Origin of the sequence: Paenibacillus sp. P32E (assembly GCF_001909085.1) — a bacterium.
Taxonomy (GTDB): domain Bacteria; phylum Bacillota; class Bacilli; order Paenibacillales; family Paenibacillaceae; genus Paenibacillus_AQ; species Paenibacillus_AQ helianthi.
Map to the genome: position 1 here is coordinate 108,660 of NZ_LVYY01000003.1, position 18,317 is coordinate 126,976.

The 18,317-nt window shown below is 45.5% G+C and carries 2 protein-coding genes; both read left to right on the plus strand.

Annotated features, from left to right (window positions below; genetic code table 11):
- The first annotated feature begins 3 nt into the window (after positions 1–3).
- Positions 4–10,134, plus strand: coding sequence for a non-ribosomal peptide synthetase (locus A3848_RS04555; protein WP_083611911.1), 10,131 nt, complete (start codon positions 4–6; stop codon positions 10,132–10,134).
- Between the two features lie 17 nt (positions 10,135–10,151).
- Entirely contained in the window at positions 10,152–18,293 is an 8,142-nt protein-coding gene (locus A3848_RS04560; RefSeq protein ID WP_074083772.1) for a non-ribosomal peptide synthetase, read from the plus strand.
- The last annotated feature ends 24 nt before the right edge of the window (positions 18,294–18,317 follow it).

Sequence of the window (18,317 nt, forward strand, 5' to 3'; positions counted from 1 at the left end):
ACAATGAATTCTTCCATTAATAAAGAGATACAAGAGGTTGTAATAGAGCTGGAGAAAACCATTCAGAGTATTCCGTTCATTGAGAAGTCCGGAATCATAGTAACTGAAACGGAATATTCGATTCCCCCCGTGCATCTGAACGATCTTTTCCCCGATGGCAGTATTGAAGCGGTACGTAATCCTTATATTCAAGATACCATCCTCCCAAAATCTGCGGTTATTGAGCAAGAAGCCATTGATCGGCAAAAACCAGCAATTAGTTATGGAGCTCCTCTAAACATTGAGCCACACTACCCTGCAACCTTGCAGCAACTGTTAAAGAATGCGGCTGACAAGCATGGAAGTCAGGGTATTCACTTTATTTATATGGATGGAACGGAGAGCTTCTGTAGTTATACTGAACTTTTGCACGAAGCACAGTGCCTACTGTATGGATTGAAGAAGCTAGGCCTGCAGCCTGGAGACTCTGTTATCTTCCAGTTTAAAGACAACAAAAAGATTATTATTTCCTTCTGGGCTTGTGTATTGGGCGGATTTTTGCCGACTCCAATAGCCATAGCGCCTATCTATTCCGAGATGAACGCCTTATTGACCAAAATTTATAATTCGTGGAGTTTGCTGGATCATCCTGTGATTTTATCTGAGCTTGAGCTTGAACCAAAGCTGGCAGAACTCGAAGTTCTCTGGAATGAAAATGAAGTGCGAATAGCCTGTTACGAAAAAATAAAAGCAGACTTTCCCGACACGAATGGGTATGAAGCTGCAGAGGACAGCTTTGTTCTCAACCTGCTTACTTCTGGAAGCACCGGTAAACCCAAATGCGTACAGCATCGTAACAGCTCGATTATTTGGAGATCAATGGCTACTTCCGTTCACAATCAGTTTGATCATCGCGATATTTCGCTAAACTGGATGCCCTTGGATCATGTGGGCGGTATTGTGATGTTTCATGTAAGGGATGTTTGTTTGGGCTGTACCCAAGTGATAGGCCATATTGACAGCATTGTGAATAATCCCTTACTGTGGCTGGACTGGATCGATTATTATAAAGCAACTTTGACCTGGGCGCCGAACTTTGCTTTTTCCATGTTAAACGATGCAGTAGCAGCAGCCGGTGAACGAAGCTGGAACTTGTCCTCCATGCGGTATGTCCTGAACGGAGGAGAAGCAGTTGTAGGTAAAGTGGCACACCGTTTTCTCAATCTGCTGAAGCCGTTTCACCTTCCAGCCAATGCGCTAATTCCAGCTTACGGTATGTCAGAAACCTCATCAGGTATAGTTGAATCCCATCTTCTAATGCGAGACACGCCCTCGGGGATCCATTATATAGACAAAAATTCACTAAGTGGTACAATCAGACACGTTTCCGCTGATGATCCGAATCACGTAGTTTTCACAGAATCGGGTACGCCGATACCCGGTGTGGCATTACGGATTGTTGACAGCGCCAATGCCCTTCTGAATGAGGGTAATATCGGTCGTCTGCAAGTCAAAAGCCCTTCAGTTATGAATGGTTATTACAAGAATGAGGAAGCTAATCAGGAATCCTTTATTGATGGGTGGTTTGAAACCGGGGATTTGGGATTTTTGATCGACGGGAGACTTACGGTTACCGGTAGGGCAAAGGACGTTATCATCATTAACGGAAACAATCATTATAACTACGATATTGAAGCAGCTATAGAGGAAATTGACGGAATTGAAGTTACCTATGTAGCCGCGTGTGCCATTCCGGATGAACAGAATGTAGATCAGCTTGCAGTATTTTTTGTTCTGGACGAGGATTCCGGTTCCCGCCTGCCGCAAATGATAGACCAAATTAAATATGACGTCAGCAGAAAATTTGGCCTGTATCCTGCCATAATCATACCCCTCTCCCAAGATGAGTTCCCTAAAACCAACAGCGGCAAAATTCAACGCAATGAGCTGATTCAAAAGTATAAAAACGGAGCCTTCGTCCCGATCAAAAAACAAATCGACATATTGCTCAGCAATGAATATACGCTTCCAGACTGGAGCTATAAACAGAAGTGGATAAGCTGCGAACTTGATGAAACGGAGCCTAGCAAGATTAAAGCCGAGAATACAGTAGTTTTTGCCAACTCGGTAGAAGATACACCTTCTGAACTTCAGGAAGGGATACTGGTATTGAAGGGTGAGCATTTCCGGAAAGCGGATTCCAGACAGTATTATATCAACCCTTCTAATCCGGATGATTACCAGAATCTTATGGAATGCTTAGCGGAAGAAGCCTTTTGGATGGAGTACGTAGTTCATCTTTGGAACATAGGATCTGTGAAAAAGATTGGCTCGGTTCAGGATCTTAAGGAAGCCCAACTGGACGCAAGTATTAGTCTGCTGTATTTAACCAAAGCACTGAAGAGATATGAAGATCGGGATATTTATCTCTTTATGGTGACCTCTCAGGCTATAGGGGCATTAGAAAATGAGGTTGTTCATTATGAACAGGCAACCATCCCTGGCTTCATTAAAACCGTTTCCCATGAATTACCCCATGTTTATTCTAAGCTGATAGATATACCAGACAATGAGAATATTGAATTAATGGAAATTCTGAGCAGGGAATCTATTGCACAGGATCAATACCGGGTTGTTGCCTACAGAAATCACTGTCGGCTGGTTCCTGTTATCGAGAAGATGGACATGCTGGCTACAGCGAGCCGCCGACTTCCTTTGAAGAAGCAAGGATTATACATAGTGACCGGTGGATTAGGCGGAATCGGTATACTTGTATGCGAGCAGCTCATGGAGCAATATGCAGCTAACATTCTGGTTATCGGCAGGACGCCATTGACTGTCCCTCAAAAAAAAGAAGCTTTCGAGCGTCTAAAGAATAAAGAAGCCGCTGGCGGAACGATCCGGTATGAGACAGCTCTCCTGACAGATCAATTGCGATTATCCAACCTGATTGCCGAATTTGAAGCAGAGCAGCAGCAATCCCTAAGCGGTGTTATTCATCTTGCAGGTATTATTCAGGAGTACCTTATGGAAGATCAGACTCAAGAGCAGCTGGATGAAATGTATGAAGCCAAGGTTTACGGCACTTGGGTGCTTCATCAGCTTGTTAAAGATAAGAAAGATATCCTGTTTATTTCGTCGTCCTCGGCAAGAACCTTACATTCCGGGATGACAGTAGGAGCGTATTGCTCCGCGAATCAATTCATGGAGATCTTCACGGTCTACCAGAATCAATCTGCTCTTATGCAGGCTTACTGCTTCTCCTGGAGTTTGTGGGATGAGCTGGGTATGGGAAGCGGTTTAATCATTAAGAATCAATTGGGCAGCAGAGGGTATAGCCCCATTACCAAACAAAACGGAATTTTGTCCTTGTGGGCGGGGTTGAGGTCTGTGGAACCTGTACAATTCATTGGTCTGAATGGCGCTAAGAAGGAAATCCAGGAATTAAGCCGTGCGGATGTCCCTCCCGTTCACCGGGTAACGATATTTATTCAGACAGCAGTTGAGCCTAATCAGCTTAAAAAGATTAACGATTTATTTAAAGAAATAGCTGCAGCTTCTACAGGGACGGAAGCCCCGCAGATTGAACTGAAGCAGATTGAACAGATGCCTCTTGATGAGGCTGGGGAAGTTGATCTGAGAATGCTGGCGGAGCTTTCAGCGCCTGCTAAGCCCTTGGAGAGCAGTCCCAGAAATGAATTGGACCAGGTCCTTATTATGTGCTGGAAAAAAATCCTCAACGATTCCCGTATCACCATTAATGACCATTTCTTTGAACTCGGCGGAAATTCATTACAAGCGACTCAATTGGTCTCAATTTTGCGCAGCGAAATTAAGGTTCAGGTGGAACTCGAAGATTTGTTTAACTTTCCAGAATTAAAGCGGCTGTCTGATGTTCTGAATGAAAGACTGTACAAAGAAGAAAGAGGCAGGATGGAACCAGTTGTTCCCAGAGTTAGAGGTTCAAAGGTTCAAATGTCGTCTGCACAGAAACGGCAATGGGTTTTGTATGAGCTGGAGCCGGATAATCCCTTCTACAATAACACTGTGGTAATACAAATAAAGGGCCATATCCACGCCGGATATATGGAGCAGGCCATTCAGGAAATTATCCGGCGGCACGAAATTTTGAGAACGACCTTTGACGTTATTGAGGATCAGGCTGTTCAGATTATTCAAGCTCAAGCACCCGTTAAGGCTGTAATCCGTGACCTGACTTCATTGACAGAGGAACTAAGGCAGGACACTGTAGATACACTTATTAGAGAAGAGTCTATGAAGCCGTTTGACCTGGTAAAAGGTCCGGTTTGCAGATTTCAGATTCTCAGAACAGCGGAGGATCACTGTACTCTTATTGTATCTATTCATCATATTGTCTCGGATGGATGGTCTGTTGGTGTGCTGCTTAAAGAATTCTCTCATTATTATTTCACTCTGCTGGATGGGCATGGTCTCCCTGCAGAGGTGCTAGAGATTCAATATGCTGATTTTGCCCTTTGGCAAGAAGAGTGGTTTAAGAGTGAAGAGCATAACAAGCAAATGGCATACTGGGAAAAGCAATTGACAGGCGAGCTTCCCGTGCTGGATTTGCCAACGGACAAGCCTCGTCCGGATATCCAAACCTATCGGGGCACAGTAGAAGTACTTCGGATCAGTAAGGGATTAACAGATAATTTAAAGAGGATGGCACAGGAAGAAGGAGCCACCCTATACATGGTTTTATTGGCGGGGTTTGCAGCACTGCTGAAGCGTTATTCCAACCAGGATGAACTCCTGCTAGGCTCTTTATTTGCTAACCGGAACCGGAGAGAGGTAGAACCGCTTATTGGCTTTTTCACCAATACGCTGCCTTTACGGCTAACATGCAAGGGGACATTCCGTGAATTTCTAAGACAAGTTAGGTCTACGGTGCTGGATGCGCAAAAGAATCAGGACATTCAGTTTGAGGAGATCATAGAGCGCTTAAATGTAGAACGAGACCCATCCAGGCATCCGCTGTTTCAAACGATGTTTGTCCTGCAAAATGCGCCTATGAAGCCTGTATCACATACAGATGGACAGATGGAAGCGGACATTTATTACAACGAGACCTCAAAATTTGATTTGTCCATGCAGGTTTTCGAGGATAAAGGCGAATTGAAGGTTGTTTTGGAATATAGTACCGATCTTTATGTTCAATCCACAATACAAAGGATGCTGAACCATTATAAAACACTTCTGGAGAAGGCGGTCATTACTCCTTCCCGTGCAGTGGATTCTTACGAAGTCATTACTCAGAAAGAGCGATTGCAAATTCTCGAAGAATGGCAAACACCTTTAGTAGCACAGGAAGCTGCCTACGGGGAAACACTGGTGTCTCTGTTTGAACAAGCAGTGGAGGAAACGCCAGATTCTTGTGCATTGGTTTATGAAGGCGAGGAGATGACCTACAGTGAATTGAACAAGCGGTCCAATAAACTTGCATTGTTTTTGCTGCAGCAAGGTTTGGACCAGGATGAAATCATCGGTATTTTGACGGAGCGATCCTTCATGATGATTATCGGAATTCTGGCGGTGCTCAAAGCGGGATGTGCTTATATGCCTATTGATCCCGCGTTTCCTGCGGAGCGCATCCGCTATATGATTGACGATAGCCGCGCGAGGAAGGTTTTGGTTCAGAATAGCCTGGCTGATAAGGTCTACGGAGTTGCAGAGGCAGTTAATCTTGACAATCCGGAGATTTATACAGGTGATGGAGAAAACTTACATGTGAACCTCAATTCCAGGCAATTAGCATACGTTATTTATACATCAGGCACCACGGGTAAACCCAAGGGAGTCATGATCGAGCATGCAAGTGTAGCAAATATTATTATGGATCTTCAGGAGAAATATCCTTTGGAGAAGGAGGATGCTTATTTATTCAAAACTCCTGTCACCTTCGATGTATCTGTGGCGGAATTGTTCGGGTGGTTTCATAAGGGTGGAAGCCTGGTCATTCTCAGACAGGGAGAGGAGAAAGAGCCTCTTTCTATACTAAGGGCTATCTATAATTACGGGATTACGCATATTAATTTTGTACCTTCGATGCTTAATGCCTTTATGAACTCTTTAGAGGCAGCGGAATACAGCCAATTAGACTCTCTTAAATATGTATTTGCTGCAGGCGAGGCGATTTCCAGGGAGACCGTACGGCATTTCTATAGTATTTCGGACACAGCACATCTGGAGAATATTTATGGGCCTACAGAATCTACGATTTATGCGACCCGATATTCTTTGGACAACAAACAAGAATCAGGCCTGATTCCGATCGGTTCTCCTATGCGCAATATTGGCATCTTGATTGTGAACTCCTATAATCAGCTACAGCCTGCAGGTGTCACTGGAGAGCTATGTATTGGCGGGGCAGGTTTGGCCAGAGGCTACATTAATAATGAAAAGTTAAGCAGGGAAAAGTTTACAGACCATCCACTTAAATCCGGAAGTAAGCTATATCGTACCGGGGATTTGGCAAGATGGACAGAAGATGGTCAGATTGAATATTTGGGTCGTATGGATCATCAAGTAAAAATCAGGGGAATCCGCATTGAGCTAAGCGAGATCGAAACAACGATTCTTCAGCATGAAGAGGTCAAAGAATGTGTAGTAAATGCAATAAGTGATTCTTACGGTAACAAACGTCTGGCAGCGTATCTGGTTCTTTCACGCGAGGTTAGCATTGATTGGCCGGATTACTTAAGAGATAGACTACCCGAATATATGATTCCCCACTACTTCATGACGCTGGATGTCCTGCCTATCAATGCTAGCGGCAAAACAGACCGAAAGGCTCTGCCCCAACCGGAAGTTGGTGTCGTGAAGGACGGTGAGAATTATCACGAGCCTGCTGATGAGACGGAACGGATTCTGGCAGATATTTGGGGAGAATTACTGGGAGTAACACGTGTCGGCAGAATAGATGATTTTTTCAAGCTGGGCGGCGATTCTATTGCAGTCATTCAGATGATCTCCCGATTACGAAAGCAGGGCTATCAACTTGAGCCTAAAGCTGTTTATCTTAACAAAACCATTGCTCAGCTAGGCCGGAAAATAACCAAGACAGTCCACAACAGGGTTGAATCACAAGTTGAAGTGACGGGAGAAATCAAGCTTACGCCTATTCAGCAATGGTTCTTTAATGAAAATTTCTCTAATCCTGAGCATTGGAACTTACCGGCTTTCTTTTCACTTGCGGTTCCTTATCCGGAGCAGGTAATCAAGCAGGCTCTGTTGGGGGTTATAAATCACCATGACGCATTAAGAATAAGCTATAACGGCGGAAGCGGGGATATGAGGCAATTCAACCAACCACGTATCCATGACATTACAATTCATACTGTGGACTGCACGGGAATGTCCTTGGAAGCCCAAAAAACAGCTTTTCTGGAGGAATCTAACCGGGCACAACGATCCTTGAAACTGGATACCAGCCTTTTGATCGCACCAGTGCTGTTCCAATGCTGTGACGGAACGCAGAAGCTGCTGCTGGCAGTCCATCATTTAATCGTCGATGGAGTATCCTGGAGAATTATTGCTGAGGACCTGAGGCTCTTGCTGGATGCGCTGATGAATAATGAACAAGCCGAGCTTATGGCTAAAACAACGTCATTTAAGGAATGGGCTGAAGCGCAGCATAGTTATGCCCAAGGCGCTGAAATACAGTCTGAGCTGCCTTATTGGAAGAAAACCGCTCAAAGTATAAGCCGTTTGGCGGAAGAGTTATTCAACGACCCCGGTATTGAAAGCGACGGAGTCACTATCCCTATAGTAATCAATAAGTTCTACACAGACAATCTGCTCAGAACTGCCAACCACCCTTACAATACGGATATTAATGACCTGCTGCTAACCGCTATTTTTAGAGCAGCTAGGACTTGTACCGGCAGCGATACCTTGTCCATAATGCTGGAGGGGCATGGCCGTGAGAATATTCTGAAGGATCTGGATGTAACCAGAACTGTAGGCTGGTTCACAAGTGCTTATCCTATTGTGCTGATGGGGCATAGCGAGGCAATAAGTGAGCAAATCAAAGGCGTCAAGGAGACCCTTCGGACTGTTCCGAATAAAGGTATCGGATTTGGAATTTTGAAGTATTTAACCAGGGATGCAGGGCTTAGTGCCGGCAAGTTGCCTTCTGTGCTGTTCAACTATCTCGGTCAGGTAGACGGCGGACGTTCCTCCTTAAATATGGAGCTGGCAAGCGCTGCTAATGGAAGCTTCCATAGTCCCACCGCCAGACGTTCTTATCTGCTGGAATTGAACAGCATGGTTATTCATGATGAACTAATTATTCATGTCTCAGTGACGAAGGCTATGATGCAGCATGGGCTGGCCGCCGCGCTAGTGTCGTCTATAGAGCATGAGATAATGGCTATTGCCGATCATTGTATGAATGTGGCTTACAGAGAGTTTACGGCATCGGATTTTCCTTTGATAAATATGTCCCTGGATGAGCTTTCCAAGCTTCCCGCATCAACCGAGGATGCCTATCCACTCTCTCCCATGCAGCAGGGCATGCTGTACCATGCGCTGTCGGATGATGTGTCATCGTCTTATAACGGCAGAATATATGCCCACTTAGTTGGCGAACTTGTACCTTCCGTAATGCAAAAGGCATGGGAGGAAATTGCGGACAGACATCCTATTTTACGGACAACCTATCTATGGGAAGGTCGGACTGAGCCTGTTCAGCTTGTACGTAAAAACCTGAGCCACCCGGTTGAATGTAAACTTGCCGATGGAGAAGAAGAACGGGAGCAACAAATCCGCACGTTCACGAGCCGGGCCTTTAATCTGGTGGATGAGGCGCCTGTACGGATAATGTTTTTGAGCAGTGAGTCTGACCAGAGCAGCAATCAGTTGATATGCAGCTTTCATCATATTGCCCTAGACGGTTGGAGTGTGTTTGCATTACTAAGTGAACTTCTCGGTATATACGATGCGCTCTATAACAACCGGAAAATCGGACTGTCCCATGTGACTCCGTACAAGGAGTACATTCAGTGGTATTTGACTCAGGACCACCATAAGGCAAAGAGATTCTGGAGAGAGTACCTGAAGGGAATAAAAGCGGCAACTCCGCTGCCAGGACTTGCACTAGACAATGATGAGAAATCCTCGCCGCAGATAAGAGATATGATCAAGTACACTTGTACCATTCATGCTGAAACGGTGGAACTCATTCAGAAATTCACCAGACAACAGCCATATACGCTGAATACTCTGCTGCAGGCAGCGTGGGGATTAATTTTGAGCCGGTACACTGGCAAGGATGACGTATTATACGGATGTACCGTTTCAGGGAGACCACATACACTGCCGGATGTGGAAAAGATGATTGGGCTGTTTATTAACTCTTTACCGCTAAGGGTTAATTTGACAGAGTGTACAACTGCGGCAGAGCTGCTTGCGAATCTTCAGATGGCCACCCTGGACATCAAGGAATATGAATACAGCTTATTGCCAGAAATTCAGGAGGTCAGTGCCATTCCGTTTGGAGAGGCGTTGTTCCACTCATTGCTGATATACCAGAACTACCCTGTAGATGCTGATATGACTAATTCAAACAGAGTGTTGAAGCTTAATCATGTGCAAGGCTCTGTTGATATTAATTATGACCTTATTGTGGAGATAGCACCTCGGGATAACACCATTCTGTTTGAAGTTTACTACAACCGGGCTTTGTGGGATCAGGATTTCATGGAACGGATGTTCTATAATTTTCAGAATGTCCTGATGTCCTTAGTAATGGACCGTGACCAGAGAATAGCTGCCGTTTCGATCCTGTCCACTGAGGAGAGCCAAAGGATCCTTCAGTATTTCGCCAAGACCGCTAAGGTGGATGTGCTATACGAGGACCAGGAAGAAATATATAAGGGTGTAAACGATCCGGAAATCAGCACGGAGGTGTATATACTTGACCATTGGCAGCAGCCTGTTCCAATAGGAGCTCCGGGGGAGATCTGCATAGCCAGCGATAACCTTTACCGGGATTGCGGAAGCTGGGCGGAATGGATGACAGAGCATGAGATAGAAAATTTTCTGGCGCCTGCGGGCAGTAAGCGTTTGTATAAGACTGGTGATATCGGGATGTGGCAAGGGAACGGCACGATAAAAATAGTAGAACTGGTATAGGGAGAGAGGTGTCTTTAATGAGTTATTCCAACAGTCGCGTTATAAATCTGGTAAGAATTAACGGCAAGCGGGTGGATCTCTCGCAGATCGAGAAGGAATGGGTCAAACACCCGTCTGTACAACAATGTGCTATTGTGGCTGTCAAAGGAAAGTCCTCCGATTTACGTCTGGTTGCTTTTGTAACAGGTCAAGACAGGCTGGATTGCCGGAAGCTGTGTTCTGATATTAACCGGCCAGAAGGTAGCGATAATGTTGTCTGCATTCAGATATCCTCATTTCCCCTTTTGCCAGAAGGTAAGATCGACAAAGAAGCCCTCTATTTATATGCTGAAAAAAATGCTGAATTACTGAATTGGGAGGCGGAAATTCGTTCACTCCCTCATATCGGCAAGGTAGCAGTCGTTGCGGAAGAAATACTGCATGAGATCGAACACGTCCATATCGATGATTTGATCAATACCGGATATACAAAGAAGGAGCAGTCTTTGCCGCAAGGAGAGGTGTTGGAGGAGCGGACTAATACAGAGGTGAGATCCGGACCGTTAGCAATTATACATGGCGGTACTCAAAGCCACTCGCGGAATGAGCCTGTCACCTTGGCGGATGTACTGGAAAGGGCTGCGCAGAACTACCCTGAGCATGGAATACACTATGTCAATGATGAGGGGCAGACTCACTTTCAATCCTACTCGGCTCTCCTTCAACAGGCGAAAGAGGTATTAGCGGGACTAGAGAAGCGTGGCTTAAAACCACAGGATAAAGTCATCTTCCAGCTGGAAGAGAAAAAGGATTTTGTTCTCGCGTTTTGGGCTTGTATATTAGGCGGATTTGTTCCTGTTCCCGTTACGGTGCCCCGTTCCTTTGCGCAATCCGGTACGGATTTAAATACGCTCAGCTATATTATAAATACATTAGAGCAGCCACATATCATAACAAATAATAACCGATATGAAGATATCAGGGACCTGGTTGCCAATTCCAGCCCAGCGTTAAAGCCGATCAAGCTAGAGGAACTGCAGGGGGATCCTGCTGCTGCTGTTCATCACCCCTCTTCAACGGATTTAGCAATCATTTTGTTCACATCCGGAAGCACAGGTGCACCCAAAGGAGTGCTGCAAACTCACGAAACTATTATTAGCCGGGAGCGGGGGACAACCCTTTTAAATCGGTTTAATGCAGAAGAGATTTCAGTAAACTGGATGCCCCTGGAACATGTCGGTGGTATTGTAATGTTTCATATTAAGGAAATGTACGTAGGCTGTACGCAGGTGCAAGTTCAGACTAACTATATTCTGGCAGAGCCCTTGCATTGGCTTGATATTATGGACCAGTATAAGGCCACGTTAACTTGGGCGCCTAATTTCGCCTATTCTCTAGTTGCCGAGAGACTGGAGCAAACCGTGGGCAGGACATGGGATCTTTCCGCCATGAGATTTATTCTTAACGCAGGTGAAGCTATAACGGCTAAAAGCTGCAAATTATTTCTGAACAAGCTTCAACCTTTCGGGCTTCGTTCAAATGCCATGTTCCCCACATGGGGGATGTCTGAAACATGCTCGGGGGTTATCTACTCTAATACTTTTGACACTGAACCCCATACAGGTATCCGTGTTCTTGAAACCGATGCGGCAACCGGGACGTTTAGATTGTCAGATCGGATTCAGGACGGCATAACCTTTACGGAACTTGGACAGCCGATTCCAGGAGTAGATGTAAGAATTGTAAACTCGAAGAATGAGCTGATTCATGAGGGCGAAATTGGCAGAATTCAAATCCAAGGATTAACCACTACTCCCGGTTATTACAATAATCCGGATGAGAATGAGAAAGCCTTTACTCCGGACGGCTGGTTTAATACCGGTGATCAGGGCTTCATTTGGGAAGGCTGTCTGACCATTACAGGACGGTTAAAGGATCTGCTGATCATAAATGGAGTCAACTACAGCAATGTAGAATTGGAGGGGCTTGTTGAGGAAATAGAGGGAATCGCCCTCTCCTTTACCGCAGTTTGCGCCATAAGGGGTCAAAACAGCGACACAGATAAAATTGCAGTGTTTTTTGTATCGGAGCTAAAGCATCGTGAACAGACTTTGAACCAGGTTCGCACAGTACGGAAGAAACTAAGTGATGCTCTAGGTTTGAAGATTGATTTTATCATTCCTGTAACAAAGAATGACATTCCCAAGACTAACATAGGTAAAATTCAGCGTTCCAAGCTTGCGTCACAGTTTCTGGCGGGGGAATTCAGCGCGATCCAGCGGGAAGTGGATGTATTTGAGAAAAATGAACGAACGGTGCCTAACTGGTTTTTTGAAAAGAAGTGGAGTCATGTACAGCCTGCTGTCAGTGCTCCCGATTTTCTGGGTCGGTCGTTTTGGATTATTGATGATGGGGATAACACTTTCATAGCTAATGCGATTCTGGCTCAGGGCGGACAAGTATTGCTGTACTCCCATCAAGATGATGTCATCCCGGTTGGCCCACTGCCAACGGATATTATTTATATTTCCAATTCCCGATTTGCCGGAGAAATGTTGTCCGAGGCAGAAATTAAATCCTTTCACAGGAAAGGTCTGTTTGGATTGCTTCATCTCATCCAGTCACTGCACAGGGCAAAGCCTGAAAAAATTCAACTGTATGTTGTGACCAGAAATAGCCAGCATTGTATGGACGAGCCGTGGTTGAATTATGGCGATGCCCCGATTCAGGGCTTTCTGAAAAGCGCTGCATTGGAGAATACGTGGCTGGCCTGCTGTCATGTGGACTTTGATTGCCGGGACATGGGGTTTAATGGTCTGATCGAAGAACTTAGAAACGTAAAACCCCAGGATGAAGTCGTATACCGCCAAAACAAGAGGCTTCTGCCTCAGCTTGTTCCAATAGATATCCAACAGAGCGGCAAGCAAACAGTTAACCTGCAGGCTGAAGGCATGTATCTGATAACCGGTGGGCTTGGTGGCATTGGCACTGAATTAATTAAAGAGTTAGCTGACCGGCTAGACTTGAAATTTATTGTAGTAGGCAGAACAAATATTGATGACGAAAAGCAGCACTGGAAGAGTGACGTTGGCGGCGGGCAGGTACCACTCAGATTACAAGCCTACAAGGAGCTGGAGAAAAATGATGTCGATTTTATCTATTTACATGGCGATTTGACAGATGCTGCTTTTCTGAAAAATGCCATCGCCCAAGGCCGGGCAAAATGGAACAAGCCTTTGGAGGGCGCATTGCATTTGGCGGGTGAAGGAAGTTTAGAGGAGCACTGGAAACACTTTGAAGATCGGTGGATTCATGCAACGGATACAAGTATCTACGAGCGAATGTTTACAGCAAAGGTACACGGAACACTGGCACTACATGAGGCGCTCCTGAATGAGCCAGAGGCTTCCCTGATACTCTTCTCTTCGGTAAATGGCTACTTCGGAGCTTCAACCTTTAGCGCATACTCTTCAGCCAACAGCTTTATCGATCATTTTAGTATCTACAGGGCACATAACGGGTATCCCCATACTTACTGTTTTGCCTGGAGTCAGTGGGAGAACGTAGGCATGAGCCGTAATAACCTGGCGACTCAGGTCACTGCAAGCCGTGGCTTTCTGCCGTTGTCTCGCGAGCAAGGCATTCATTCCTTGCTATACGGACTTACTTGCTCTACTCCACTTGTCTTTGTGGGGCTGGATCGTAATCATCAAGAAATCAGAAATGGGCTTAGTTATACACAAAACACTGAAATGATGCCAGTCATCTATTATACTTCTTCAGATATTGCAGCTTCTTCCCGGTCCATCATGGATAAGCTGGCTGCACTCGGAGCAGAAGACTGCAGGCTGGTTGAGCTGGCAGAAATCCCGGAAACAAAGGACGGATCGATTGATTATGCTTCCTTAAGCCTTATACAGGGTAACCGTCAGACGGTACTTGGGGATGAAGAGCCATTGTCGGCAACAGAGATGGCCATCGTTAGCATATTCAAGGAAATCCTGCAAATTAACCAGGTTAACCGTAATGACAGCTTCTTTGAATTGGGAGGGCATTCTCTCAAAGCGACTTTGGTGCTATCAAGAATGCAGCAGGAATTGAACATCAAACTTCCCGTTCAAATGATTTTTCAGCATCCTGTAGTTAAACAGTTGGCGAACATTATTGATCAGACCCGCGAGTCTCTTCTTACGGCAGAGATCCATATTCCGAAGCTGCCGGTACAGCGTTATTACGAGCTGTCACACGCACAAAAAAGAGTGTACATTTTAACTGAAATGGATTCTCAAAGTAATAATTACAATATTCTCGGAACTTGGGAGCTACAAGGTGTTTTACAGGCAGACGTACTGAAAGAGGCATTCCAGCATGTCATTAACCGTCATCAGGGGCTCAGAGCCACCTTTGTAATGGTGGATGAAATGCCTGTACAGCAAATCGCGGCGACAGCAACTCTGGATTACAACTATCTGGATGTTTCAGTTATGGAGGAGGCGGCAAGGAAGAATGTCATTCAGGAGATTGTAAGCCGGGAGGCGGAAAAAAGCTACAATCTGGGGCACGGTCCGCTGATGCAGCTTACTCTCCTAAAGGTTGCACCTGAGCGGCATCTGCTTATCGTTGCACAACATCACATAATCTCGGATGGTTGGTCATTAGGGCTTCTGATGAAAGAGCTAGGTGACATTTATGAAATGCTGCTTCAAGGAAGTGTTCCTGAAGCCGTGCAGACGGAACTTGATCCGACGGATTACTTTGCTTGGCATAACCAAATGGTGGAACAGGATCAGAAGAGCCGTGAGTATTGGTTAGACAAGCTTGCAGGGGAACTTCCAGCTCTTGAACTGCCGCTTGATTTCACCAGACCTGTCATGCAAACCTACCGAGGGGATACCAAGCTCTTGACCATTCAGCCTGAATTGGCCCGTATACTGGAGGGGCTAAGCCAAAAACACGGAGTTTCGCTGTTTATGACTCTGTTAGCCGTTTTTAAGGTTCTGTTGTACAAGCTTACCGGAACTCAAGATATTATTGTCGGATCTCCTATTGCGGGGCGTAATCATATAACAGAGAAAATGATTGGCATGTTTGTGAATACGCTCGCGCTTAGGACGCATTTAGATTCAGCAGAGAGTTTTACTGATTTTCTGGAAAAGGTAAAACAAACGGCTCTGGAGGGCTATGAGCATCAGGAATATCCTTTTGACAGACTGGTTGACGAGCTTCATCCTGAAAGGGATATCAGCCGGACCCCTATTTTTCAGGTAATGATGGGTATGGTAAATCTGCCGTTGGAGTTGCAATTAAAGGATTTGAAGATTCAGGAAATCATCCAGGAGCACACAGTAGCTAAATTTGATTTAACCCTCCATATTTTTGAACGGAATGAAGCCCTGCTGGTATATTTTGAGTACAATACAGATTTGTTTCGGCTGGAAACCATCCAGCGCTTCATGAAATATTACGAACGTTTGCTGGAAGCCTTCAGCTCAAATTCTACGCTCAAGATAAGTGAAGTAGACTTCCTTGATGAAGCTGAACGCGCCTACCTTATTCACGAGGTAAATAGGACGCATAACCCGTATCCCCGTGAACAGACGATCAAGGAGCTGTTTGAGGAACAGGTAGAAGCAAATCCCGGGAAAACAGCATTATGCTGGAACGGACAGGATCTGACCTATGCCAAATTAAATAAGCGGGCCAACATCATTGCGAATGAATTACGCAAGTTGGAGGTGCAACGTGATGAGGTTGTAGGTATTATGGTTGAGCGAAGCGTGGATTCCATTGCCGGTATTCTGGGCATCATCAAGGCTGGAGGAGCTTATCTGCCTATTCATCCGGATTATCCGTCGGAACGGATAACGAATATGCTGGAATCCTCCGGAGTAAGAGTTGTACTTACGCTAAAAGATAGCGAAGGTATCGCCGGGAAAACTGCTTTTTGCCTTCCGTTAGACAGTTTGCAGCTATTGGAAGGAAATGCGAATAATCCGCTATCTGTCAATCAGGCTACGGACTTGGCTTATGTTCTATATACTTCAGGCTCTACCGGCCAGCCCAAAGGTGTTATGGTGGAACATCGGAATGTAATCCGATTGGTCCGAAACAATCAGTCGTTACCGGTAGAACAGCGGGATCGCATTTTGTTGACAGGGGCTCTGACGTTCGATGCCTCAACTTTTGAAATGTGGGGTGCTCTATTAAACGGATCGACTTTGTATTTAGTGGATGACCATGTATTATTGGATGCTTTGGAGTTGGCTCATCACCTATCAGACTATAGCATTACTGTTATGTGGCTGAGTTCACCCTTATTTAATCAATTGTCGCAGGATAATCCGGCTATGTTCTTACCGCTTAAAATCCTGATTGTAGGTGGAGATGTCCTATCCTCCAACCCTATCAATAGAGTTAAGCAGGCTTGTCCTGAATTGACCCTTATAAACGGGTATGGTCCCACGGAGAATACGACCTTTACAACTACCTATCCTATTGTGCGGGAGTATGCTCATACCATTCCTATTGGCAGACCGATCAGCAACACGACCGTTTATATCCTTGATAAAGACGGGCAGCTATGTCCTATAGGAGTTCATGGAGAACTATATACTGGCGGCGATGGGGTTGCGAGAGGGTATATGAATGATCCGTTACGGACCGCGGAGAGATTCATTCATGATTCCTTTGCAGGGAAGGGCAGACTGTATCGCACGGGAGATATCGTCCGCTTGAATAGCGAAGGCTGTGTTGAGTACATTGGAAGGACAGATAATCAGGTGAAAATACGGGGATTTCGAATTGAACCTGAAGAGATCCGAAATGCAATTTTGGCATATGGGCTGGCCAAGGATGCTGTAGTCGTTGTCAAAAGTAATGTCAGTGGCCACAAATACTTAGTAGCGTATGCTGTTCCTGCAAATGGCGGGTTGACAGCAGGTTCATTCAGAAATGAACTGCAGCATATTTTGCCCGAGTATATGATACCAAGCTTGATTGTGCTCTTGGATCAATTGCCGCTGCTTAACAATGGTAAGGTGGATTACAAGGCTCTGCCGGAGCCCGATAGAGTAGAAGACTTGGGTGAGAGCTATACGGAACCAACGAATGATATTGAAAAAGATATCGTTGAAGTTTATCAGCAGGTTATGGGCTTGCCCAAGGTTGGTATCACGGATTCCTTCTTCGAGCTTGGCGGAGATTCACTGTTAAGTATCAAGGTGGTATCTAAGCTTAGGGAGAGAGGGTACAAGGTTGATCCCAAAAGCATATTTATGTTCTCAACGCCAATGGCATTAGCCGAAATGATTGCTGCGAGCGGAGAGTCCGTTGAGGTTCGGCAGAGAGGACCGAAGGATTATCTCATCGCCTTGAATTCCAAAGAGAACAATGGAAAGAGGTTAATACTTGCTCCTCCAGCCGGCGGCACAGTTATGGGCTACATTCATCTGGCCCAGCAGTTGGACTACCCAGTATATGGACTGCAAAGTCCGGGACTATATGAGGATGAAGCGCCGCAATATTTAAGCTACGGGGAACTTGTAAGCTGTTACTTACAGTCCATTAGTGATACCTATAACCCGGAAACGGATTATCTGGGCGGCCATTCTGTAGGGGGGCATATTGCCTTCGGGATGTGCCAGGAGTTAATCCGGCAAGGGCGGCCCCCTAGAGGCTTGATCATTCTGGATACAACCCCCTCCCTTGAGCTGTTAGCCGGATCAGATGATGAGGATGTATCAGAGGAAGAGCTGAAGCTGATGCTTCTGGTGTTAGGTATGGGGAACATCATGGGGCTTCCTAATGACCAAATCAAGGCTTTGGGTTACGAGAAGGCCAAACAGGCCATTATGGATGCAGCGAGGCAGGATGAGCTTGTCCAGGATTTTATGACAGCAGATTACCTCAATAAATATTTGCAGATTCAACTTCATAATGTAATGATGTCGAGAGTGCTGGAACTGGAGGCTACCAAGCTATCTATTCCTATTATCGTCATGAAAACCTTGGAGCATCCGGATGAGATTAAACAGCGCTTTGTTGCCTGGAACAACTTCGGCTCGGGAGACGTACGTTTCATTGATATTCCCGGAAATCACGTTACGATGATGAGACAACCTTATGTCATGCAGCTTGCGTCGTTAATTGACGAGGCTACAAAGGAAGTAAGCACATTATAATACAAGGAAAGAGTGCTTAATGCT

Coding starts and splice junctions, on each gene's coding strand:
- A3848_RS04555 (WP_083611911.1), top strand. CDS start 4: ATGAATTCTTCCATTAATAAAGAGATACAAGAGGTTGTAATAGAGCTG.
- A3848_RS04560 (WP_074083772.1), top strand. CDS start 10,152: ATGAGTTATTCCAACAGTCGCGTTATAAATCTGGTAAGAATTAACGGC.